Annotated in this window: 20 protein-coding genes and 1 riboswitch; of the genes, 7 read left to right on the top strand and 13 right to left on the bottom strand. The window is 67.1% G+C overall.

Features of this window, described 5'->3' with window-relative positions:
• Positions 1-2: 2 nt before the first annotated feature.
• The gene (locus A5767_RS00780) at positions 3-1,049 is read right to left on the bottom strand and encodes a zinc-dependent alcohol dehydrogenase family protein (RefSeq protein WP_064063243.1); all 1,047 of its coding nucleotides are present in this window, start codon (positions 1,047-1,049) and stop codon (positions 3-5) included.
• A gap of 180 nt (positions 1,050-1,229) precedes the next feature.
• Between A5767_RS00780 and A5767_RS00785 the strand changes: the two genes are divergently transcribed.
• Both A5767_RS00785 and A5767_RS00790 read left to right on the top strand, forming a co-directional pair.
• Positions 1,230-2,510, top strand: a complete 1,281-nt coding sequence (locus A5767_RS00785) for a serine hydrolase domain-containing protein (protein WP_019288146.1) — start codon at positions 1,230-1,232, stop codon at positions 2,508-2,510.
• A 133-nt stretch (positions 2,511-2,643) separates the two neighbouring features.
• Positions 2,644-3,588 (top strand): type IV toxin-antitoxin system AbiEi family antitoxin domain-containing protein, encoded by a 945-nt coding sequence (locus A5767_RS00790; protein WP_050993401.1) that lies wholly within the window; start codon positions 2,644-2,646, stop codon positions 3,586-3,588.
• Positions 3,589-3,603: 15 nt separating this feature from the next.
• Here the strand turns inward: A5767_RS00790 and A5767_RS00795 are convergent, their stop codons facing one another.
• A complete protein-coding gene (locus tag A5767_RS00795) occupies positions 3,604-4,908 on the bottom strand; it encodes an LLM class flavin-dependent oxidoreductase (RefSeq protein WP_064851408.1) in 1,305 nt (434 codons plus the stop codon).
• Positions 4,908-5,672 (bottom strand): 3-oxoacyl-ACP reductase, encoded by a 765-nt coding sequence (locus A5767_RS00800; protein ID WP_033097362.1) that lies wholly within the window; start codon positions 5,670-5,672, stop codon positions 4,908-4,910. Before A5767_RS00800 ends, A5767_RS00795 begins: the two co-directional genes overlap by 1 nt.
• A 54-nt stretch (positions 5,673-5,726) precedes the next feature.
• A riboswitch (TPP riboswitch) is annotated at positions 5,727-5,818 on the bottom strand.
• A 286-nt stretch (positions 5,819-6,104) separates the two neighbouring features.
• Here A5767_RS00800 and A5767_RS00810 point away from each other — a divergent pair.
• The gene (locus A5767_RS00810; RefSeq protein WP_064851410.1) at positions 6,105-7,577 is read left to right on the top strand and encodes a stealth family protein; all 1,473 of its coding nucleotides are present in this window, start codon (positions 6,105-6,107) and stop codon (positions 7,575-7,577) included.
• Here A5767_RS00810 and A5767_RS00815 read toward each other — a convergent pair.
• Together A5767_RS00815 and A5767_RS00820 are read right to left on the bottom strand one after the other, a co-directional pair.
• A complete protein-coding gene (locus A5767_RS00815; RefSeq protein WP_019288141.1) occupies positions 7,574-8,494 on the bottom strand; it encodes a phosphodiesterase in 921 nt (306 codons plus the stop codon). The two genes, A5767_RS00810 and A5767_RS00815, sit on opposite strands and share 4 nt — an antisense overlap.
• A gap of 162 nt (positions 8,495-8,656) precedes the next feature.
• The gene (locus A5767_RS00820) at positions 8,657-9,574 is read right to left on the bottom strand and encodes an alpha/beta fold hydrolase (RefSeq protein WP_064851444.1); all 918 of its coding nucleotides are present in this window, start codon (positions 9,572-9,574) and stop codon (positions 8,657-8,659) included.
• A 78-nt stretch (positions 9,575-9,652) separates the two neighbouring features.
• Here A5767_RS00820 and A5767_RS00825 point away from each other — a divergent pair, with 78 nt between their 5' ends.
• The 3 genes from A5767_RS00825 (at position 9,653) to A5767_RS00835 (ending at position 11,912) form a co-directional block, all read left to right on the top strand.
• The gene (locus A5767_RS00825; RefSeq protein WP_064851411.1) at positions 9,653-10,120 is read left to right on the top strand and encodes a MarR family winged helix-turn-helix transcriptional regulator; all 468 of its coding nucleotides are present in this window, start codon (positions 9,653-9,655) and stop codon (positions 10,118-10,120) included.
• 296 nt (positions 10,121-10,416) lie between these two features.
• Complete coding sequence (locus A5767_RS23965) at positions 10,417-10,818, top strand: hypothetical protein (RefSeq protein ID WP_064851412.1); 402 nt, start codon at positions 10,417-10,419, stop codon at positions 10,816-10,818.
• A 197-nt stretch (positions 10,819-11,015) separates the two neighbouring features.
• On the top strand, positions 11,016-11,912 hold the full coding sequence (locus tag A5767_RS00835; protein ID WP_064851413.1) for a type IV toxin-antitoxin system AbiEi family antitoxin domain-containing protein: 897 nt from the start codon (positions 11,016-11,018) through the stop codon (positions 11,910-11,912).
• Between the two features lie 52 nt (positions 11,913-11,964).
• Here A5767_RS00835 and A5767_RS00840 read toward each other — a convergent pair whose 3' ends face one another.
• From A5767_RS00840 to A5767_RS00865, 6 genes are read right to left on the bottom strand one after another with little or no spacing between them, the layout of a single operon-like run.
• Entirely contained in the window at positions 11,965-13,446 is a 1,482-nt protein-coding gene (locus A5767_RS00840) for a sodium:solute symporter family protein (protein WP_006550409.1), read from the bottom strand.
• Positions 13,447-13,467: 21 nt separating this feature from the next.
• A complete protein-coding gene (locus A5767_RS00845) occupies positions 13,468-14,499 on the bottom strand; it encodes an isopenicillin N synthase family dioxygenase (protein WP_006550408.1) in 1,032 nt (343 codons plus the stop codon).
• On the bottom strand, positions 14,496-15,263 hold the full coding sequence (locus tag A5767_RS00850) for a hypothetical protein (protein WP_064851414.1): 768 nt from the start codon (positions 15,261-15,263) through the stop codon (positions 14,496-14,498). Before A5767_RS00850 ends, A5767_RS00845 begins: the two co-directional genes overlap by 4 nt.
• Complete coding sequence (locus tag A5767_RS00855; RefSeq protein WP_064851415.1) at positions 15,260-17,230, bottom strand: 5-oxoprolinase/urea amidolyase family protein; 1,971 nt, start codon at positions 17,228-17,230, stop codon at positions 15,260-15,262. The genes A5767_RS00850 and A5767_RS00855 overlap by 4 nt, the downstream gene beginning before the upstream one ends.
• 7 nt (positions 17,231-17,237) lie before the next feature.
• On the bottom strand, positions 17,238-17,888 hold the full coding sequence (locus A5767_RS00860; RefSeq protein WP_064851416.1) for an urea amidolyase associated protein UAAP2: 651 nt from the start codon (positions 17,886-17,888) through the stop codon (positions 17,238-17,240).
• Entirely contained in the window at positions 17,885-18,733 is an 849-nt protein-coding gene (locus A5767_RS00865) for an urea amidolyase associated protein UAAP1 (protein ID WP_024103516.1), read from the bottom strand. The genes A5767_RS00860 and A5767_RS00865 overlap by 4 nt, the downstream gene beginning before the upstream one ends.
• Before the next feature lie 174 nt (positions 18,734-18,907).
• Between A5767_RS00865 and A5767_RS22315 the strand changes: the two genes are divergently transcribed.
• On the top strand, positions 18,908-19,594 hold the full coding sequence (locus tag A5767_RS22315) for a TetR/AcrR family transcriptional regulator (protein ID WP_082937550.1): 687 nt from the start codon (positions 18,908-18,910) through the stop codon (positions 19,592-19,594).
• On the opposite strand, the gene A5767_RS00880 is transcribed toward A5767_RS22315, so the two are convergent.
• Together A5767_RS00880 and ctaD are read right to left on the bottom strand one after the other, a co-directional pair.
• A complete protein-coding gene (locus A5767_RS00880; protein WP_064851419.1) occupies positions 19,491-21,062 on the bottom strand; it encodes a flavin-containing monooxygenase in 1,572 nt (523 codons plus the stop codon). The genes A5767_RS22315 and A5767_RS00880 overlap by 104 nt on opposite strands.
• A 59-nt stretch (positions 21,063-21,121) precedes the next feature.
• Positions 21,122-22,870 carry an aa3-type cytochrome oxidase subunit I gene (gene ctaD, locus A5767_RS00885; protein WP_064851420.1) on the bottom strand — a complete coding sequence of 583 codons (1,749 nt, stop codon included), beginning with the start codon at positions 22,868-22,870 and terminating at the stop codon, positions 21,122-21,124.
• Positions 22,871-23,084 lie beyond the last annotated feature (214 nt).

Consider the following 23,084-nt stretch of genomic DNA (forward strand, 5'->3'; position numbering starts at 1 on the left):
CGTCACGACCCGGCCGTGAGGAGTACTTTCAGCGCACCGGTCTCGCCGGCACGGGAGAACACGTCGTAGGCCTGTTCGAACTCGTCGAGCGCGAACCGGTGCGTGATCATCGGCGACGTGTCGAGCTGACCACTGCTCACGAGACCGATCAGTGTGGGCGTCGAGTAGGTGTCGACCAGGCCGGTGGTGATCGTCAGGTTCTTGATCCAGATGTCCTCGAGGTGCAGGGTCGCAGGTTTGCCGTGCACGCCGATGTTCGCGACGTGTCCGCACGGCCTGACGAGCGCGACCGCCTGCTCGAACGTTTCGGGATAGCCGACGGCCTCCACGGTGACATCGGCGCCGAGACCTCCCGTGAGATCTCGGACGACGGCCGCCGCGTCCTCGCGACCGCTGTTGACCACGACGTTAGCCCCGAACGCCTTCGCCGCGTCGAGGCGACTGTCGGCGAGGTCGACGGCGACGATGCGGCTCGGGCTGAACAGTCGTGCGGCGAGGATCGCGGCGAGTCCGATGGGTCCGGCTCCGATGACGACGACGACGTCGGCCGGTCGAAGACAGCCGTTGAGTACGCCGACCTCGTAGGAGGTGGGCAGAATGTCGGCGAGCATGAGCATCTGCTCGTCGCTCACGCCGTCGGGAATGCGGTGGGTCGAATTGTCGGCGTACGGAACTCGGACCAATTCGGCCTGGGTGCCGTCGATCAGGTGCCCGAGGATCCAGCCGCCGCCTCCGAGGCACTGCCCGTACCGGCTCTCGCGACAGAAGCGGCACGTACCGCACGCGGTGATACACGAGACGAGCACTCGGTCGCCGGGAGCGAGTGTCTGCACTCCGTCCCCCACCTCGACCACGGTGCCGACGGCCTCGTGGCCGAGGATCCGGCCGTCGGTCACCTCGGGCACATCCCCCCCGAGGATGTGCAGGTCGGTGCCGCAGATGGTGACCGCGTCGACCCGCACCACCGCGTCGGTACTGTCCTGGATGGTTGCGTCGGGAACGTCCTCCCAGGATCGCTTCCCCGGCCCGTGGAACACCAGTGCCTTCATGATCTGACCTCCGTACACGGATTCGGCCCTGTTCCAAGGATGACATGAGGGACACTGCGATCGGAATCGTTCGGAGGGGGTGAAAAATTCACCTCGACAGCGGGACATGTCCGGATTCGTGACACCACCACAGAGTCCCCTGCTCTTTCGGGGACCACCGATCCCGAAAGCAGACGATCGATGAAGACACTCGCAACCTCACTCGTGGCGGTGGTCGTACTGGCCGTCTCGGCGTGCAGTTCCGACACCACCGAGCCCGAATCCGCGACGCCCCCTGCCTCCTCCGAGGAGGCCGGGCCCGAGTATGTGGCGGAGGTGGAATCGACCGTCGACCGGTTGATGCGCGACAACGCCATTCCCGGCGCGGTGATACAGATCAGCTCCCCCGACCGCGGTGACTGGACCGGCACGTTCGGCACGTCCACCCTCGACACCGACGATCCGATCTCCGCCGACGATCATTTCCGGATCGGGAGCAACACGAAGACGATGACCGTCACCGCCATCCTGCAATTGGTGCAGGAAGGTCGCGTGTCGCTCGAGGACCCGATCTCGAAGTACATCGACGGTGTCCCGAACGGCGACACCATCACCATCGCGCAGCTCGCCGAGATGCGGAGCGGCCTGTACAGCTACACCTTCGACCCGGAGTTCAATGCGACACTGGACCGCGAACCCGAGAAGGTGTGGACGCAGGAGGAGTTGCTGCAGATCGCGTTCTCTCGGCCCGTGAACTTCCCGCCCGGGGAACAGTTCGAATACAGCAACACCAATACGGTGCTGCTCGGGCTCGTCATCGAGGAACTGACGGGCATGCCGGTGGCGGATGCGTTCGACGAGCGCATTTTCGCTCCACTCGAACTCGGGAACACCTCGTTCCCGGCGATCGAGGATTCCTCGATCCCGGATCCGCATCCGCGGGGCTACATGTTCGGCACCAACGTCTCCACCATCGATACCTTCGAATTGCCGGACGACCAGCAGGCCGCAGCGCTCGCCGGAACACTGAAGCCGAATGACGTGACCGACGACAATCCCTCCTGGGCGTGGACCGCGGGCGCCGCGATCTCCACCGTCGACGACATGACCACCTATGTGAAGGCACTGGTCGGCGGCGGTCTGCTCGATGAGCAGATGCAGAATACCCGGCTCGACAGCGTGCAGTCGGTGGGCGGGGGAACCGCCGGATACGGACTCGGCATGGCGCAGTTCGGTCCCCTGCTCGGGCACGACGGTCAGCTTCCCGGCTTCATGACCTTCATGGGACACGACCCCGACACCGACCTGACGATCGTCATCGCCACGAATCTGTCGACGGTGCCCTCGGGTGAAGGTTCGGCGCTGACCCTCGTCAAGGGCATCCTGCCGATCTTCTACGGCTCCGATTATCAGGCGCCGAGCGATCCGGCACGCGCTCCCGGAGCGGAGGAAAGCACTCCCGTGCCGACGCCGGGAGGCTGATCGTACCGGCGTCCGGTGGGCGAGCACGGCCGCGTCACGTGGTTGTCCACAGGCATTCGTGTTCTCCACAGACCGAGGCGATCGGAGTGCGACGGCCCCGGATCGGGTCCGGCCGTGCCCGAAGATCGGGTCCATGACCCGACAGGTGTGGACGAGGGCGATGCTCGCCGAGGCCGGCATATCGGATCGTGCGGTGCGCACACGGCTCCGGCACGGCGGGCTCGTCAGGATCGCTCGCGGCACGTACATGACACGAGAGGACGTCGACGCCCTCGGCCCCGTGGGAGTTCACCTCGCCCGGGCACGCCTCGTCGGCTCTCGTCTCGATGTCGACGAGGCGCTCAGTCATGTGACGGCCGCGGTCGTCCACGGCCTCGACGTGTGGGACGCGCCGCTGGGACGGATCCACGTCACGCGCCCACCGACGCGCAGCTGCCGGGTGAGCGACGACCTGCACATCCACACCTCCGACCTGGACGGCGACGTCGTCGACGTGGACGGTCTGCGCGTCACGTCGCTCGCTCGTACCGTCGTCGACGTCGCGCGCACGCTGTCGCGTCCGCGTGCTCTCGTCATCGGCGATTCGGCGTTGCGTGCGGATCCGACGGCGCATCTCGACCTGCCCCGGATCCTTGCTGCATGTCGAGGTAGGACCGGGATCGTCGCGGCGGAGTCGGTCGCGCGCCTCGTCGACGGCCGGAGCGAGAGTGTCGGGGAGTCGCTGTCGCGGCTGCACATGATCGAGGCGGGTCTACCGATGCCCGACCTGCAGCACGAGATCGTCGTTCGTGACGGACGCCGGTACCGCGTGGACTTCTTGTGGCGCGAACTCGGCATCGTCGGCGAGTTCGACGGTGCCGGAAAGTACACCGAGCGCCACGATCTGCTCGCTGAGAAGGAGCGCGAGGATGCGCTACGGGATCTCGGGCTGGAGGTGATCCGCTGGAACTGGGCGGAGCTGTCGCGATTCCACGTCGTCGTCGATCGGTTCGAGCGCGCACGTCGTCGGCAGCAGGCACGTCGGGCTGCTCTGGAGCGCGAAACGGTCATCGGCGCGCGCTACAACCCGCTCCGATGACCGCTTCGCGCTCCGCTATACCGTCTTCAGACCGAGCGAGTCGCGCAGGGTCGAGCCGGGATATTCGGTCCGGAACAGGCCGCGACGCTGCAGTTCCGGGACGACGAGGTCGACGAAGTCGTCGAGGGAATCCGGATAGGCGGGGCACATGAGGTTGAAGCCGTCGCAGGCACCCGCGCTGAACCATTCCTCGATGCTGTCGGCGACGGATTCGGGGGTGCCGATCATCGTCGCGTGACCACCACCCGCGGCGAGGTAGCCGAGCAGTTCGCGCAGGGTGGGACGGCGGGTCTCGATAATGCGCTGCACCGTCGCGTAGCGCCCCTGCGGCCCGGTGAACTCCTCGATGGGTGGCAGGTCGTCGACGGGAGCGTCGAGGTCGTGGCCGGTGTAGTCCTGACCCGTGAAGACGCCGAGCTGGGTGACGGCGGCATCGACGTCGAGGAGCGCATCGAGTTCCGCCTTCTTCGCCCACGCCTCCTCCTCGGTGCGACCGACGTAGGTGACGAGTCCGGGCAGGATGGCGACCGTACCGGGATCCCTGCCGGCCGCGGCGATCCGCGCGCGCAGGTCGGTGGCGTACTCGATCGCCGCGGTCATGTCCCACGCGACGGAGTAGACGGCCTCGGCGTGGCGGGCCGCCAGGTTGCGCCCGGTCTCCGACGCCCCCGCCTGGAACAGCACGGGTCGGCCTTGCGGGCACCGCGGCACGGTCAGGGGACCGTCGACGCGGAAGTGCTTGCCCCGGTGATGGATCGGACAGATCGCGGAGGAGTCCAGGAACCTGCCGCCGACCCGGTCGACGAGGACACCGCCGTCGTCCCACGAATCCCACAGTGCGCACAGCACTTCGATGAACTCTTCCGCCCGGGCATATCGCTCCGTGTGCGGCGGGAGCGCGTCGAATCCGTGGTTGCGGGCTTCCTCGTCGAACATCGAGGTGACGATGTTCGCGCCCACCCGTCCCCCGCTGATGTGGTCGAGCGAGGCGAGCATCCGTGCCGCGTGGAACGGCGTGAAGAAGCTTGCAGAAACGGTGGTGACCAGACCGACGCGCTCGGTCGCGCGGGCCATCGCCGACAGTGCGGTGAGCGGTTCGAGGAACCAGGTGGTGCCCGCTGTGTACTTCGGGTTGACGCTGTGACCGTCGGCGAAGAACACCGCGTCGAGACATCCGCGTTCGGCGGTGCGTGCGAGTTCCTCGAAATACGTGATGTCGCCGATGCGTTCGGCCGCGGAGTCGGGATGCCGCCATGCCGACGAGTGGTGCCCGACGCCGTAGAGGAAGGCGTTGAGGTGGAGGGTGCGTGGTCCGGTCATCAGTTCATCACCAGTCCCCCGTCGACCACCAGGTTCTGCCCGGTGACGGCCCGCGACCAGTCGGAGGCGAAGAACAGCACCGCGGCCGCGAAATCCTCGGGGGTGGTGACCTTCCGCAGCGGCGTCGACGACGCGATGAGGTCGAACACCGCTTCGGGGGTCGCCGACGATGCGTCGGTCGTGCGCAGCAGACCACCGGAGACCATGTTGACGCGGATCCCGTCGGGGCCGAGGTCGGCGGCGAAGGTGCGGGTCAGCGACAGCAGCGCGGCCTTGGCGGCGGTGTAGTCGTGGTACGGGACGACGGGGTGCTGGAACAGGTTGGTGCCGATGTTGACGACGCTGCCGCCGCCGGCTTCCCGCATGCCCGGCAGCGCGGCCTGGATGACGTTGACGGCACCACCGACGACCCCGTCGAACTGGGCACCGAATTCGGCGTATCCGATCTCGTCCGCCTTGGCGCGGGCGTCGCCGTTGAACGAGAAGTCGGGCAGGGCGTTGTTGACGACCGTGGTGACGGGTCGCCCGAAGTGCTCGCGGGCCCGCGCGAACAGCGACTCGACGTCGGCGCGGTCGGTGACATCGGCTTTCAGAGCGACGGCCCGCTCGGGTCCGATCTTGTCGGCCAGTTCGTGCGCGCTCTCGCCGCTGCGCCGGTAATCGAGAACGACGGCGGCTCCTTCGTCGGCGAACGCCTGCGCGATGCTGTGGCCGAGGCCGCGACCGGCACCGGTGACGAGGACGACCTGGTTCTGCAATGACATCTTCTGTGCCTTCCCTGTGTCGGGAAGGGTGCGTGAGGGCGACAGACCTCAGGCCTGTCGCCGGCTCGGCATCCCTTCGCTCGCATAATCGAGATCAGGTTCGACGGGTGTTCTCTCAGCCGTGTCCGGCACCCCGTGTCGAGTCCTGCGCACAGGTTACACCTCGGGATCTCGACCCCGTCGAGACCGTCGGCGTCGGCATTCATCGGATCGTCACATCACCGACCCGGGAACTTAGCTCAGATCGGCGTTAAAATGAGCCTTTCCTGCCCCGACCCGTGAAAGGAGATTCCGACGCACACGCCGGCCCCCTACAACGCTCCCTACGTCTCCCTTTCCCAGCAGGTCGGAGACGCCCCGCCGCTCGACCGTGCCCCGGTCCGCGGACCCGCGCGCCACGAGGACGTCGTATGGTTCGAGGATCGCTACGCGATCCCCATCACCACCACGACGCCCAACGAAGCGCAGATCGAGGACGTACTGCTCCTGCGCCGCGCCCTCGACCGGGCGCACATCGACTACCTGCTCGTCCGCGACGACAGCGACCGCCCGATCCTGGCGATCGACCGTGCCGATCGGAAGAGATTGCGTGCCGCGCTCGCCGAGGGATGCGCCGACGAGCCGTTCTACTCGAAGGCTGTCGGCTCCAAGCGACGCCCGGTTCCGGTGTCGGACGGACGGCTCTCACGCGACAGGAAGGACCGCGTGTTCCGGCTGTTCCGCCCGCGCGTCGAACTGACCAGCGGGATGCGGTACGGCGCGTCGAACGGAGTCGACATCGAACTGTGGACCTACACCGACGACGAGGTGATCATGCCTCGCCCGAACGCCCTCACCCGCACGATCGCCCTGCGCGACGAGATGCGCCGGACGACGGTCGAGCGGTACGGACAACTGTGGCCCACGATCGAGGGCATGTTCGACCGCCATCCCGGCGACATCCCGTTCGAGATCGACCTCGTGTTCTCGTGGGTGGACGGGTCATCGAAGTCGTTCCAGGCCGAGCGCGCGAAGCTGATGCAGAACTACGTCGTCGGTGAGGGTGACGACTCGCCGGCGCGCTACCGGCAGATCAACGAACTCAAGTACGCCCTGCGTTCGGTCCACATGTACGCGCCGTGGGTGCGGCGGATCTTCGTCGCCACCGACTCGCCGCGACCGGCGTGGCTCGCCGACGATCCGCGTGTGACGTTCGTGCGGAGCGAGGAGTTCTTCGCCGACCCGTCAGCGCTGCCCACCTACAACTCGATGGCGGTCGAGTCGCAACTGCACCACATCCCGGGGCTGTCCGAGCACTTCCTGTACTCGAACGACGACATGTTCTTCGGTCGCCGGGTGAGCCCGAGCCTGTTCTTCTCCGGCGGGGGTGTCAGCAAGTTCATCGAGTGCGACGTGCGGATCGGGCTGGGTCGGAACGACCCGTCGCGCAGCGGATTCGAGAACTCCGCCCGCATGAACCGCAAGCTCCTGCAGGATCGCTTCGGGGTCACCATCACTCGGCACCTCGAACACACCCCGGTCCCGTTGCGCAGGTCGATCATGGCGGAGATGGAACGCGAGTTCGGGGACGAGTTCGCTGCGACGGCGGCGAGCCCGTTCCGGGCGGCCGACAACATCTCGGTGACGAACTCCTTCTACCACTACTACACGCTGCTGACCGGCCGCGCGGTGCAGCAGACCGCGGCGAAGGTGGAGTACGTCGACACCACTGTGAAGTCCGGTCTGCGACATCTGGACACGATCCTGGCGCGCCGCAATCTCGACCTGTTCTGCCTCAACGACGGCAGCACGCCCGAGGTCGACCTGGAGCTGCGCACCGCGAAGGTCACGCAGTTCCTGGAGCGGTACTACCCGATCCCGGCACCCTGGGAGACCGGCCACCCGGGCCGACCGGACGTCGGTTAGATCCGAACGGTGAGGTCGGGGTTCTCGGGGATGCGGATGCCGGCTTCGGCCAGACGCCGCGCCGCGTCCTCGGCCGTGTGGGGCTGCCCGGCGGTGGCGTAACTTCCGCTGGGCACCACGGAGTGCACGATCGTGTCGGGATAGACGTGCACGAGGTTGAAACCCTGCGCGCCGTCGTGCCCGCGCTGCGAACCGACCGGGACGTTCAGGTCCTGCGTGTAGCAGGTCGACGAGGCGACGGACACCGGGATGCCCGCGAACGTGGCCGAGGTCGAGTAGTGCAGGTGACCGCCGAGGATGGCGCGGACATCGGTGCCGCGCAGCACTTCGGCGAGACCGGCCTGGTCGCGCAGTTCGACGAGGACAGCCATGTCGAACACGCTCGGCACGGGCGGATGATGCAGTGCGAGAACGGTACCGAACGGGACGGGTGTCGAGAGTTCGTCGGCGAGCCAGGCGAGCTGGTCGTCGGTCACCTCACCGTGGTGATGGCCCGGGACCGAGGTGTCGAGGCTGACGATCCGAAGTCCGCCCACGGTGTGGACGGCGTCGATCGGTGCGCCGAGAGGCGCTTCGTCGAGCAGCTCTTCACGGAAGGTCGCGCGGTCGTCGTGGTTGCCCATCGCCCACACGATCGCGGCGTCGAGCGCTGCGGCCAGTGGTTCGACGAGTCCGCGGAGCTTGCGGTAGGCGTCGGGCTGGCCGCGATCGGCGAGGTCGCCGGTGAACACCAGGGCGTCGGGTCGGACCCGGGAGGCACGGATGTCGTCGAGGATCAGGCCGAGGCGGGTGTCGGCGTCGACGGTGCCGTAGAGGAGTTCGTCTCCACCGACGAGGTGGGTGTCGGTGAGGTGGAGCAGCGTGTGCGAAGGTCTGGGGTATTCGGCAATTCGCTCAGGGGCCGGAGAACTGCCCATGATTTCTCACTTCCATTCGCCCGTTTCGGGGCACTTCGTCGCTTTCAACGGTAGCGAGTGTATTTCTACGGCTCCACGACTTCCGGCTCACATAGAGACCCCGAACCTGCGGAGAACAGTCCGTTACTACGTGGTGACCTGCGGAAACGAATAATCCGACCTTCATCGGTGATCTGGATCATAATTCTGATCGACAGGAGCACCGGTACCCAACGCATCCCGCAGCACGGTGTCGATCTCGTCGCTCGGGTACATCGGCAGGGTGTGATGGGTACCGGCGGTCAGCATGACGATCCGGCAGGACGGCAGGGCCTGCCGTGCAGCACGTGCCACCTTGTCCGGGTCGTGGACGCGCCCGAACGGCGCGAGCACCACCGTGGTCTCGGCCGTGTACCGCCCCAGCTCTTCGGACGACGGCCGCTGGGGCACGATCGTCTTCGCGGTCGGGAAATGCTCCGCGCCGAGCGCCATCAAGGTGATCCAGCCGGGATCGAGTTGTGCCCCTCGGGTTTCCCACCCGAGAAATGCCCGTTCGCGGGCGGCGGTGGGCCGGAGAAGGACGGGAAGCGCCCGTAGTAGATATCCAGGCTGCATCCCGGCGAAGCACGAGTTGGGATCGAGCAGCACGAGCCGGTCGACCCGATGGGGTGTGCGCACGGCCGCCGCGAGCGCGATCATCGCGCCGTACGAGTGACCGACGAGTGCGCACCGCGTCGCCCCGAGGGCATCGGCGACGGACCCGAGCCATCCGAGCAGATCGTCGACGTTGCGTACGGGATCACCGTCGGCGACGCTGCGTCCGACGTCGCCGAGGATGTCGACGGCCAGCACGCGGTGGGCCTCCCCCAGGGCTGCGGCGGTGGCGAACCAGACCATCGACGTGGCGCCGGCACCCGGGAGCAATAGCACCGGCGGCGCCTCGGGTGGCCCGTACTCGGTGACGCGGGTGGTGCCGAAGCGGGAGTCGAGATCGTGGATCACGGTGCCGCGTGGCCATTTCGCGAGGAGCGCGTCGTACGCGGCGTAGAAAGCGCGCCCCTCGTCGGATTCTGCGAACGATGTGCGTGGTGACCGGAGCATCGGAACCTCCACTGTCGAATATCTCGATGATCGAGATACTAGGTGGGCGAGTAGAGTCTGTCGAGAGGTGGAGGTGACATGACGGACGACGGCAGACTCGACATGATCCACCGGTTGCGCGCGCTCACGGTGCAACTCGATCTGCTCGGCGCCGAATTCGCACAGAAACACGCGCTGCACCCCACCGATCTGCGGGCGCTGATCGGACTTCTCGACCGGGAACGGGCCGGGGAGATCGCGACACCCGGCTGGCTCGCCGAGCACCTGCGGCTCAATACCGCCTCGGTCACCGCACTCGTCGACAGGCTCGAACGGGCCGGCCACGTGAGGCGGGATCGCGACAGCGACGACCGGCGACGCGTGATCCTTCGCGTGACCCCGGCCGCCGAGAAACTCGGATGGGATTTCTTCGGCCCGCTCTTCGCCCGAGCATCCGCCGCGCTCGAACCCTTCTCCGAGCCGCAACTGGACGTCGTGCGGGAATTCCTCGGCTCCATGACTGCCGCAGTAGAAGCCGCCCGCTCCCCGGAGGACACCGAGGGCTGACGCGGCCCCGACCCCGCGCGGAAAACACACTCCCCAGCGGAGAGAATTTCTGTTGACTTCCTTGCCCATCCACATACTTCGGGGGTGGGAATGCACATACGCTCATGGGCCACCGCGGTACTCGCGGTCGCCTTCACTGTGGTCGGGGCGGGAACGGCAGCCGCGGAGGAGCCCGCTCCTCCCCTGCCCGTCGGAAAGACGTTCCTGGACGGCTTCGCCCACGCGTTCGGCGACCCGAACGGAAGCGCGGCCGGCACGAACGACTGGGACTGCGTCCCGTCGGAAGACGGCTGCCGATGGAGGCCAGCGCACAACAACTCTCCGACTTCGTCGACGAGGTCCTCGCCTCGACCGGCGCGGAGAAGGTCGACGACTACATCTCGCCCGGACCGGTCTACGAGGGCAGCCACGCCTTCCTGCTCGCGGCGTCGTTCGAACTGTTCGAGCACGTCGGTGTGCGGCAGGACGTCGAGAACGAGGCGGTCGTCCGCGCCGGCCTGGAGCGGCTCACGGCGGGACGGACGGTGCTCCTGGTCACGCACCGGTTGCACACCGTCCGCGACGCCGACCGGATCGTGTTCCTGGACCGAGGGCGAATCGTCGAGCAGGGAATCCACGAAGAGCTGGTGCGTCGCAGCGGCCGCTATGCGCAGTTCTGGGAGACGTCGGTCGGGGTGGCTTCATCGATCCGCGCATAGTGAGCGAACACGGATACTCGGCAGAACCTCGCCCGCCGAACCGTACTTCACCCCGCCTATAGCACGGGCGAAGTACGGTTCGGCGGGCGAACTGCTGTAGGGCACGGGTTCTCCACAGCGGAAGTATTCATCCACAGAATGCGCCTGTGGACTTTCTGCGGCGCTTCGGCACCCGCACGGGCTGCGACGATCGACTCATGGGCGATCCACCTATACTCACGACCGCGACACTGACGGAATCCGGCATGTCCGACAACGACATCCGCAGAGCAACCAGGGCCGAAGACCTCGTCCGCCTCGGACGCGGTATGTTCTTGCACCGATCGGACGTCGAGGCGCTCGGCGAGGTCGGGGTGCACCGGGTCCGGGCACGGCATCTCGGTCGGCAACTCTCCGCAGGAACGGTCCTGAGCCACGTCTCTGCGGCGTCCCTTCATGGGCTGGATCTGTGGAAGGCCTCGCTCGAACACGTACACGTCTCCAGGCCACCGCACCGGCACGGGCGGATGACGTCGCAGATCCATGTGCACCCGACCGAAGTCGGTGACGACGTCGTTCTCCTCGACGGCCTGCCGGTGACATCGGTCGCCCGGACGGTCGTCGACCTCGCCCGGACGTTGCCGAGAGATCAGGCCGTCGTCGTGGGTGACTCGGCTCTGCGACTGTATCCGGACGCCGCGGCGGACTTGCTCCGGGTGCTCGCCGGATCCGGACACAGGCACGGTCTCGCGAAGGCCCGCGCCGTCGTTCCGTTCCTGGACGGTCGGAGCGAGAGTGCAGGAGAGTCGCTGTCGCGTCTACGTATTGCGGAGGCGGGACTCCCGCGGCCGATCCTCCAGTACGAGATCGTGGGTGGAAACGGTCGACGCTATCGCGTCGACTTCTTCTGGGAGAACGGCATCGTCGGAGAGTTCGACGGACGGATCAAGTATTCCGCTCCGCGCGACGTGTTCGACGAGAAGCTCCGGCAGGACGCGATCCGCGACGCTGGCTACGAGGTGGTGCGCTGGACCTGGGCGGAACTCGAGCGGTTCGACGTCGTGGCGGAGAGACTGCGGCAAGCTGCGCGTCGTGCTGCGAAGCTGACGCGGTGAACCGGGGTTCGCCCCGCGTGTTGCGGTAGCGAACCCCGGTTCGGCGCGCGAACTACACCGCGGCCGGCTGCTTCACGGGGACGACGACGGGCTCCGGAGCCGTGATCGCGGGGACCGGGCTGCGCACCAGCGCCACGGTCACGTACGCGACCAGCGAGACGAGGAAGCCGATGAAGGTCGTCCAGCCGTCGACGCTCGAGGTGACCAGAGAGTTCGGGATGTACAGCAGGGTGTTGTCGACGCCGTAGATCGTCGGGGTGAGGACGAAGAAGCCGGCGCGCACCGTGATACCGGCGATCGCTGCGGCAGCCACAGCGCGACCGTCACCGCGCGACCAGAACAGTCCGAGGATGAACGGCACTACCAGCGAGGCGAGCAGCAGGTCGAAGGTGAGGGTGAGCAGGATGCCGGTCTGCGGGACCCGCAGCGCGACGAGGGCACCGAAGGCAGCCATCGGCAGCATGAGCAGGCGGGTGGCCTTCATGACGTCCGACGACATCGCGGCGTTCTCGCCGCCTACGCGGAAGACGTTGCGCACCAGAACCGTCGCGGTGGACAGCAGCACACCACTGATCGTGGTCAGCGAAGCCGTCACCAGACCGGAGAGCACAAGGATCGACAACCACTGCGGCGTGTACTCGCCCAGCAGAACGTAGAGGATCGGGGCGTCGGCTGCGCTGTCACCGACGATCGACACGGCAGCAAGGGCCACGAAGGACAGCGGCACACACAGGACGAGAATGCCGGTCGCCGCAGAGAAGCAGGCGCGCTGCGCAGCGATCGGGGACTTGGCGGAGAACACGCGCTGCATCAGGTCGATCGCGACGAGGTTGCCGAGACCGAGAGCGACGATGGTGGCCCAGTTGACCGCGGCCCCCTGCGCCGGATCGGTGAGCTGTCCGAGATCGCCGATGCCGAGGCCGTCCCCGTGGGTGAAGCCGGGTCCGAAGGCCGTCCACACGAGGAGCGAGACGATGCCGACGGCCATGATCGCGAACTGGACCATGCCGGTGTAGACGCTGGCGAACATGCCGCCGGCCACCGTGTAGGCGAGCACGAACGGGATGATCACCAGCACCGCCGCCGTGTAGTTCAGGCCGAGGAAGTACTGGAGCAGGTAGCCCAGGGCGACGAGGTTGCCGGCGAGGAGGATGCCGAAGCTGCCGACCGTGAGCACGGACGCGGTGATCTCGGTGCCGCGGCCGAAGCGGCGGGCGAAGAACTCGGGCAGGGTCACGACGCCCGTCGCGCGTAGGCGCTTCGCGAAGAACAGTCCGACGAGCAGCACGCTCGATGCGACACCCAGCGGCATCGCCGCACCCGCCCAGAATCCGAATCCGGCCGCGAGGTCGGCGGAACCGAGGGTCGCGTTGGAATCGATGACCTGCGACATGAGCAGGACGGCAAGGACAGGGGCACCGAGCGAGCGACCTGCGAGAAGAAAGTTCCCGGCCTGTCCGCGGACCTTGCGGGTGGAGTAGAAGCCGGCCCCGAGGAGAACGACGAGGCACACGGCGACACCGGTGATGATCATGGCTGCTCCGTATGGAGAGGGTCAGACGGCAGGAGCGCTGCGTTGGGCTTCGCGTCCGAGCGAGTAGAGGGGGCGTGCATTGTCGGGAAGGGTGATCTCGCCCGCGGCGAGCCGCTTGCGGAGATAGGTGAAGCTCTGGGCCGTCTGGGCGAACAGGTGCTCGCCGGCAGTGACTCCGCCGTAGCGCGGTCCGTCGGCGTCGACGAACCTCTCCAGCGGGTCGACCCGGGTGTCGTGATCGACGTTGAAGAACAAGGGGAACGAGTAACGTTCCTCGGCAACCTTACGCACCCGATGTGACGTCGCTGTAAATACTCCGTTGGTCCAGATCTCCAGCAGGTCACCGATATTCAGGACGAAGGCATCCTCGCGGTAGGGCACGTCGATCCAGTCGCCGTCGGCGTTGAGTACCTCGAGTCCCGGTGCCGTGGGGAGCAGAAGAGTGAACACCTCGTAGTCGGTGTGGGCACCGATGCCGGGACGGTCCGAGGCGTCGGGATCGTAGGGATAGTGGATCATTCGAAGCTGAGCAGGCGGCGTGGTCACATAGCGGTCGAACCGATCCGCCGCCTCGCCGAGTGCTTCGGCAAAGGCACGCAACAACACACGTCCCAGAGCGAAGACGGATTCGTAGTACGCATTCACGGGCTCGTCGAAGTCCGGCAGGTCGGGCCACTGGTTCGGGCCGAGCAGCGGGTTGCCGGCGAGATATTCGGGATGATCGGACGGAAGGTCGATCGACAGGTCGAATGCTTCCTTGTGGTCCGGTGTGGCTCCGGCGAACACTTCCTCACCGGGCGGCACGTAGCCGCGGTGGTTGGTGGAATTGCCGATGTACACATCCATTTTCGCGTCGTCGGGAAGAGCGAAGAAGCGTTCGGCCGCGTCCTTCAATCCGCCGACGAGGATGGGGTCGACTCCGTGTCCGACGATCTGCGCGAAGCCGACTTCTCGCGCGGCGCGCCCGAGTTCGGCGACGACGGCGTCGCGTCCGGTTTCGTCGCCGGACACCAGCGCATGCACATCGACGATGGGAATACTCGTGAACGTCATGTGTCACTCCTCGGGGTCGGGTGGACGGAACGCCACCGACGGGTGATGGACGTTCCGTCGAATGTTGTGTCTCGGGTGCGGATCTCGTGACCGAAGACGGGGTGGAGATTGCGCCCGCTTCGGTACGGGAGGGTCGATGCGGAGATGGTCCACCGGCTGTCTTCGATGCGACCCACCGCGATCTCGCAGTCCAGCAACGCTCGGGCATCCGACACCGTCGCTGCGCCGAGGATCTGTTCGACGAGGGGTTCGGATCCGATCGCATGATCGCGACTCCGCCCGAATGCGAAGCACTCTCCGACCCGCACGAGCACTGCGGTCGCTCCGGTCTCGACGTCCTCGAGTAGGTACTCCTCGATGTCGGGCGAGACATCCGTGATGCGCCAGTGCTCGGTGTACTCCTCGAACACACCGTGTTCGACGAGGGTGTCGGTGTCGAGGGCCCCCAGGGTGCCGGCGTCGGGTGTCGGTCCGAGCGGATGGAACGACACGGCCCGTTCCCATTCGACATGGTTGCTGCTGTCGAGCAGTCGGCCGGCGAATCCGTCCTGGCTCGCGAGAGCGACCAGGTCGTCGATCTCCATCTCGGCGAGAGTAGAGGCCGTCACCGTCGGCAGTGTCGCCGGTCGTCGCAGGTCGCAGTACAACCGCTCACCCTGCAGCCACGTGACGCGGGTGGTGGTGTCCGGGATTGCTCCCGGCCGAGCCAACAGTGTTCGCTCGAACCGGGTTCCCACCGGACGGATCCGTTCGGCGGCCGTCATACGCCGTCCGCCTTCCACCGCGCGCGTTCCTGGCCGAAGGCGACGGACTGCGTCGCCTGGAACCCGCTGATCGAAGCAGCGTTGTCCGCGAGGAACTTCCGGTGCTCGGTCAGGGAGAATGTGCCGTCGGTGATCTCCACTCCCCCACCGCGACCCGCAGCGAGATCCGCTCGCAGATCGAGCAGTTCGTCGGGGTCGACGGGGTACCACGAGATGCGGTCGAAGAAGCGCAGCAGCCACGGGGTGCCGTCCTCGAACGGGCCGGCCGGCTGCGGGTGCCGGTGGTTCCACACCTGGGTGGTGCGGCCGACGAACTGGTAGCCGCCGGGGCCTTCCATGCCGTAGATGCACAGGTAGGCGCCGCCGATGCCCACGGCGTTCTCGGGGGTCCAGGTGCGCGCGGGGTTGTACTTGGTGGTGACGAGACGGTGCCGCGGGTCGAGCGGCGTCGCGACCGGGGCGCCGAGGTAGACGTCGCCGAGGCCGAGAACCATGTAGTCGGCGGCGAAGACCGTGTCGAAGACGTCGGCGACGGTGTCGAGGCCGTTCATGCGGCGGATGAACTCGATGTTCCACGGGCACCACGGGGCGTCGGAGCGCACGCCGTGCATGTAGCGCTGGATGGCCTCGCGGGTCGCCGGGTCGTCCCAGGACAGCGGGAGTCGTACCTGCCGGCTGGGGACTTCGAGTTCGTCGCTGTCGCCGATGGTGTCCTCGACCTCGCCGAGCAGGCCGAGCAGGGTCGGCACGGGCAGGACGTCGGGGTCGACCTTGACCTGCAGCGACCGGATTCCCGGGGTGAGTTCGAGCAGACCCGCAGGACGGTCGGCCTCGAGGCGCTGGTGCAGCGCGTGCACGCGGGCCCGCAGCGCCAGGTCGAGGGTCATGTCGCCGTACTCGACGAGGACGTTGTCGTCGCCGCTACGGCGGTAGGTGACGGCGGTGTGGCCGTCACGGCGGGTGAGCACTCCGTCGTCACCGTCGCCACCGGCCGAGGTGACCAGCGACAGTCCGGCGCGACGCGCGACGCCGAGTTCGCGGCGGGACGCGGTGTGCTGCGACTTCACGGGCACGAACCGGACCGTGTTGCCGGGAGCGAGTTGGCCGAGCTTCCAACGGTCGGCGGCCACGACGGTCACCGGGCACACGAACCCGCCGAGGCTGGGACCGTCGGGGCCGAGCAGGATCGGGGTGTCGCCGGTGAAGTCGAGTGCGCCGACGGAGTAGGCGTTGTCGTGGATGTTCGACGGGTGCAGGCCCGCCTCGCCACCGTCGGTGCGCGCCCATTCGGGCTTGGGGCCGATGAGCCGCACGCCGGTGCGGTCGGAGTTGAAGTGCACCTCGTAGTCGGTGGCGTAGAGGGCATCGATGTCGGCACGGGTGAAGAATTCCGGTGCGCCGTGCGGACCTTCGGTGACCGCGATCTCCCAGCGCGTGCTCAGTGCGGGCACGTGCTCGGACGGGACCGGGGCGCTCGCGCCGGGAGCGTTCTCCCCGACGACGAGGACGTCACCCTCGCGCAGCGTGCGCCCCTCGTGACCGCCGAACGTTCCGAGCGTGAAGGTCGCTGCGCTGCCCAGGAATTCGGGAACGTCGAGACCACCGCGAATGAGGACGTAGACGCGCAACCCCGGCCCGGAGACAGCTCCGACGTCGAGCAGGCCGCCCGCCGGGACGGTGACCGGGCGCCACTGCGGGACGGTGGCCCCGTCGATGCGCACGGTGACGGGCGCACCCGTCACGCACACCTCGGTTTCCTCCGTGAACCGCAGGGCGGGGCCGGCCATGGCGGTCTCGAGACCGGGGGTGCCCTCGTCGTTGCCGAGCGCGACGTTGCCGAGGCGGAACGACAGGTCGTCCATCGGGCCCGAGGGTGGCACACCGATCTGCCAGTAACCGGTGCGTCCGGGATAGTCCTGGACGGTCGTGAGCATTCCGGGACGTTCGACGGTGATCTTCGTGGTCATGACTACCTCATTCCCCGCGGGTGACGATCATGCGGACCGGCGTGGGGTCGAAGCCGTTGCACGGGTTGTTGATCTGAGGGCAGTTGGAGACGAGGACGAGCACGTCGCGCTCGGCGCGGATTGCGAGTCGCTTGCCGGGTGCGGACAGGCCGTCGACGATGCCGAGGGTGCCGTCGGCCTCGACCGGCACGTTCATGAAGAAGTTGATGTTGGAGACGAGGTCGCGCTTGCCCAGTCCCCACTTGGCGCCTTCGATGAGGAAGTTCTCGACGCAGGCGTGCTGGTGCTTGGTGTGGTGCCCGTAGCGGAGGGTGTTGGACTCCTGCGAGCAGGCACCGCCGACGGTGTCGTGGTTGCCCACCTCGTCGGCGACGAGCGTCATCAGCGGCTCACCGTCGGCGTCGCGTAACACCGAACCGGTGGAGAGGAAGAGGTTCCGCTGGGCGGCCACGGTGGCAGCGGCACTGTAGCGGCGGGTGTGGTCGGCGGCGTCGTAGACGAGGGTGTCGACCGCCTGGTTGCCGTGCAGGTCGACGATGGTGAGTACGTCGCCGGCGGCGACGACGGCCGACCACGGGCCGCGGAGTCCGACGATCTCGTCGAGGACGACGCGACCGGGAACGAGGGCGAGGTCTGCGGTGTCGGCGGTGATGGTCATCGGTGGATCTCCGTTTCGGACGTGGCGGCGGCCCAAGCGTCGTCGGTGTTGAGCACGGCGCGCTGGCACTCGGGGTCGGTGTTCGGCAGCGAGTTCAGTTCGCCGGGTGCTCGCCAGGCGAGGACTTCGAGGCTGCCGGTGGTGAACTCGGGATTCGGATCGAGCGGGTGTGCGGTGTTGGCGATCAGGGCGATCACCGGCAGGTGGATCAGCAGGTCGACGGCGGCACCGGGACCGGCGTTGCCGGTGCTGACGAGGCTGCCGTCCTCCTCGACGCGGACACCGTGGAAGAAGGACAGTGAGGGCGGCAGGTCGCGCGGTTGCAGGTCGTGCTTGGCGGCGGCGACGGTGAACAGTTCGCGACCCGCAGGAGAGCTCGAATGGAGCGATCCCTCACCGTATTTCGCAGTGTTCCCCGCGACGTGGGTGGTGCCGCACAGCGCGTCGTGGCGTCCGGAGGTGTCGGCGACGATCGTGGCGAGGACGCGGCCCTGATCGGAGAGCAGTGGGTGCCCGACACCGAGATAGGCCTGCCACGGCACCTTCACCGTGTCGGCGACGTTGAGCCGTTCGTGCGGGGCGTCGGCGCGGAACAGGAGGATGTTGGCGCAGGCGGTGCCGTGGACGTCCCGCAGGCGCAGGCGGGTGCCGCGGGCGAGGACCTTGCTGGTGTAGCGGCCACCGGGGACGGTCTCGGCCCAGGTCATCGACGCTGCGCGACCGCTGGGCGGAGCCGGCCACGACGATGCCGGGACGATCGGCATGGCGTCGGTGACGGTTCCTGCCTGCGCTCGGGCATGGGCACGAGCAGCGTGCGTGGTGGCGGTCGCGAGGGTCTCGGTCATGGTGCTCCGATCGGCGGTCCGGGGAAACTGTCGATCGACAGTTTTCCCATCGCGCATCTTCGGGGAATGTCCATGGCGTAACGAGTCCGTGACGCGTGTTTCGTACGTGTGACGAAAACTTCACGCACGAAGACGGTGGCGCTGCAGCACCTTTCGTCGTGTCACAGTGGAGGCGTGACCCATGCAGGACCAGGACGCCCCCGCCTCCACGCCCCGCGACGGCCCGGGCCGACCGCGCGTGCCGAGATCCTCGACGCCGCCGCGGAGCTGTTCACCACCCGCGGGTTCTCCCCCACATCGACACGCACGATCGCCGAGGCCGTGGGGATCCGGCAGGCATCGCTGTACAACCACTTCGCGACGAAGAACGACATCCTCGTCGCGTTGCTCGAGGACACCGTCGAACCGACCCTCGACTTCGACGACAATCTCGACCCTGCGCTGCCGCCCGAGGTGCGCCTGTGTGCGCTCGCCTGGTTCGACACCGCCCAATTGTCCGCGGGAAGATGGAATCTCGGTGCGCTCTACCACCTTCCGGAGGTTCGCACCGAACCGTTCGATCGGTTCCGGGAGGAACGTCGGCACCTGATGGAGCGCTACCGGACCCTGGCGGCGCAGATCGTGGGCTACGGCGATCCTCGCACCCATCTGCCGTTCCGGGTCGTCGAATCGGTCATCGGCATGCGAGCCGACGACGGCGACGTCGACGCCGGGCTCCCCGAAGCGCTGGCGACGGCATCGCTGACGGTGCTCGGTGTCAGCGACCTTGCGGCAGTGACGAGCGCGGCCCGGGCACTCGTGGTGGGGGTTCCCGGCTACCTGCTGGGCTCGATGAACCCGCCGGCTCGGCCACCCGCGTGAAACGCAGAGCGGGATCGTCGACCGGTTCGCGGCGCAGCCGTCTGCGGTCGAGATAGTAGTTCTGCTCCATCGACCACGGGCCGCCTTCCCCGGATGTGGGGAACACGTCGGCCGAGCGCCGGAGATAGTTCGACGTGAGGTCCCAGAACGGCCCTCCGCCGACGGCCGGATCGTCGCAGATCGGGGTGACGACGTCGTAGCCCTGGTCCTCCATGTGGTCGAGCAACCGGCACAGATGATGGCCGGTGAGGTCGACCTTGAGGGTCCACGACGAGTTGGTGTAGCCGAACGCGAAGGCGAAGTTCGGCACGCCGGTGAGCATCGTCGCCTTGTAGGTGACGCATTCGTGCCAGTAGACCGGGACGCCGTCGACGTCGACTTCGATCCTCCCGAACGGCACCAGTTTCAGGCCGGTCGCGGTGACGATGACGTCGGCCTCGATCTCGCGCCCCGATTCGAGGGCGATCCCCGTGGGCGTGAACCGGGCGATCCGATCGGTGACCACCGACGCCTCGCCGGTGGCGATGGCGTGGAAGAGGTCACCGTCGGTCGCGACGCACAGGCGCTGATCCCACGGGTCGTAGGACGGGTTGAAGTGCACGTCGACGGGATATTCGTCGGGCAGCACGCTCGTCATCCGAAGGCGCAGGAGACGGCGGAAAAGGTTCGGCGCCCGGCGACTCGTCCGGTACATCTCGTGCAGCATCCGGATGCTCAGGGAACGGACGGCACGGTCGGCCGCCGCTGTCGGGAGTGCACGTCGCAGCGCGTTGACGACCTTGTTCTCCTTCGGCCACCCCAAGACGTAGGACGGGGAGCGCTGCAGCATCGTCACGTGCTCGGCGACGCCGGCCAGGGCGGGAATGAGCGTCACCGCGGTGGCGCCACTGCCGATGACGACGACGCGTTTGCCCGCACAGTCGAGAGCCTCGGGCCAGTGCTGGGGATGGACGATCGTGCCGCGGAAGTCGTCGCTGCCCTCGAACTCCGGGCTGTACCCCTCGTCGTAGTCGTAGTAGCCGGTCGCGGAGAAGAAGAACGAGCAGGTCACCGTAAGCATGGTGTCGTCGCTCGTGCGCAGGAGCGTGACCGTCCACCTGCCGGTATCGGACGAGAAGGACGCGCCGACGACGCGGTGCCCGAGGTGCAGGTAGGGACGGAGTCCGTGTTCGTCCACCGTCTCGTGGAGATAGCCGAGGATCTCACCGCCTCCGGCGTACGCATGCTTCTTCCGCCACGGCTTGAACTCGTACCCGAGGGTGTGGAGGTCGGAGTCGGAGCGCACGCCGGGATATCGGAACAGGTCCCACGTGCCACCGAGCGCGTCACGCGCCTCGACGATCGCGAAGCTCGTCCCCGGTCTCTTCGTCTTCAGGTGGTAGGCCGTGCCGATGCCGGAGATACCGGCACCGACGATCAGGACATCCACCTCGGCGGGCACGCTCCCGCCGGGTTCGACTGCGGTCATGTTCGCTCGACTCCGTCCTTCGGCGGGGTTCGTTCGATGCGCGGAGCTATCGCGGTCGATCACTCCCGGGGGATGTCGCCCGGCGTGCGGTCGGCACCTTCGAGCACGTTCACCTCGTGCTTGTCGCTACCCGGACCCACGTGCGCCTCGGCACGCATCCGCTCGACCATGTCGGGATAGTGCAGCTCGAAGGCGGGACGCTCCGAACGGATCCGCGGCAGCTCGTAGAAGTTGTGCCGCGGCGGCGGGCAGGTCGTCGCCCATTCGAGCGAGTTGCCGTAACCCCACGGGTCGTCGACGGTGACGACCTGGCCGTAGCGGTAGCTCTTGAAGACGTTCCACAGGAACGGCAGCGTCGACGCGCCCACGACGAAGGCCCCGATCGTCGAGATGGTGTTCAAGGTGGTGAACCCGTCGGAGGGCAGGTAGTCGGCGTAGCGACGCGGCATGCCCTCGTTACCGAGCCAGTGCTGCACCAGGAAGGTGGTGTGGAAACCGATGAAGGTCAGCCAGAAGTGCCAGCGGCCGAGCTGCTCGTCCATCATCCTGCCGGTCATCTTCGGGAACCAGAAGTAGATGCCGGCGTAGGTCGCGAACACGATGGTGCCGAAGAGCACGTAGTGGAAGTGCGCGACCACGAAGTACGAATCGTGCAGGTGGAAGTCCAGCGGCGGGCTCGCGAGGATGACACCGGTCAGGCCACCGAAGAGGAAGGTCACGATGAAGCCGACCGCGAACAGCATCGGCGTCTCGAAGGTGATCTGGCCCTTCCACATCGTGCCGATCCAGTTGAAGAACTTCACGCCCGTCGGGACGGCGATCAGGAAGGTCATGAACGAGAAGTACGGCAGCAGCACGGCGCCGGTGGCGTACATGTGGTGTGCCCACACGGCGATGGACAGCGCGGCGATGGCAATGGTCGCGTACACGAGGCCGCTGTATCCGAAGATCGGCTTGCGGGAGAACACCGGGAAGATCTCCGAGACGATGCCGAAGAACGGCAGCGCGACGACGTACACCTCGGGGTGACCGAAGAACCAGAACAGGTGTTGGTAGAGGAGCACGCCGCCGGTGGCGGGATCGTAGATGTTGCCACCGATCACGCGGTCGACGAAAGCCCCCATGAACGCTGCGGCGAGGAGGGGGAAGACGAGGAGCACGAGGATCATCGTGATGAAGATGTTCCACGTGAAGATGGGCATGCGGAACATGGTCATCCCCGGTGCACGCATACAGACCACGGTGGTGATCATGTTGACGCCGCCGAGGATGGTGCCCAGACCCATCACCGCCAGACCCAGGAACCACAGGTTGCCGCCGATACCGGGTGAATGGATCTCGTCGGCGAGCGGCATGTAGGACGTCCAGCCGAAGTCCGCGGCACCACCGGGAGTGATGAACCCGAATGCCACGGTGAGCGCGCCGAACAGGTACAGCCAGTAGCTGAAGGCGTTCAGGCGCGGGAAGGCGACGTCGGGAGCGCCGATCTGCAGCGGCAGGATGTAGTTCGCGAAACCGAAGACGACCGGCGTCGCATACATCAGCAACATGATGCCGCCGTGGTTGGTGAACAGCTGGTTGTACTGCTCGTTCGACAGGAACTGCAGGCCGGGCACAGCCAGTTCCGCGCGCATCAGCAGGGCGAGCAGACCACCGAACAAGAAGAACGCGAACGATGTGAAGATGTACATCAGTCCGAGCTTCTTCGGGTCCGTCGTGGTGATCAGGTCGTAGAGGACCGCGCCCTTGGAGTGATAACGCGGCGGATACGGCCGCGTGGGCTTGACGGGAGCGACAACCGCGTTCATCGGGCCTCCTCGAGCCGCCGTGAGGCGGCAACGGTGCGGCGCGGACGGGATCGACGGCGCACGGCGATCACCACCCGCGATGCTGCAGGTGAACTCAGAGTAGGCGTTCCACCTCACACGCGCACCGGGTTCGCGGACCGAATTGTGACGCGACGACGAGCGACCCGAACGACTCGTGTACGGCGAAGAGAACGTGTTCTCCATATATCCGAGG

It is taken from the genome of Rhodococcus sp. 852002-51564_SCH6189132-a, assembly GCF_001665495.1.
GTDB classification, from domain to species: domain Bacteria; phylum Actinomycetota; class Actinomycetes; order Mycobacteriales; family Mycobacteriaceae; genus Rhodococcus; species Rhodococcus pyridinivorans.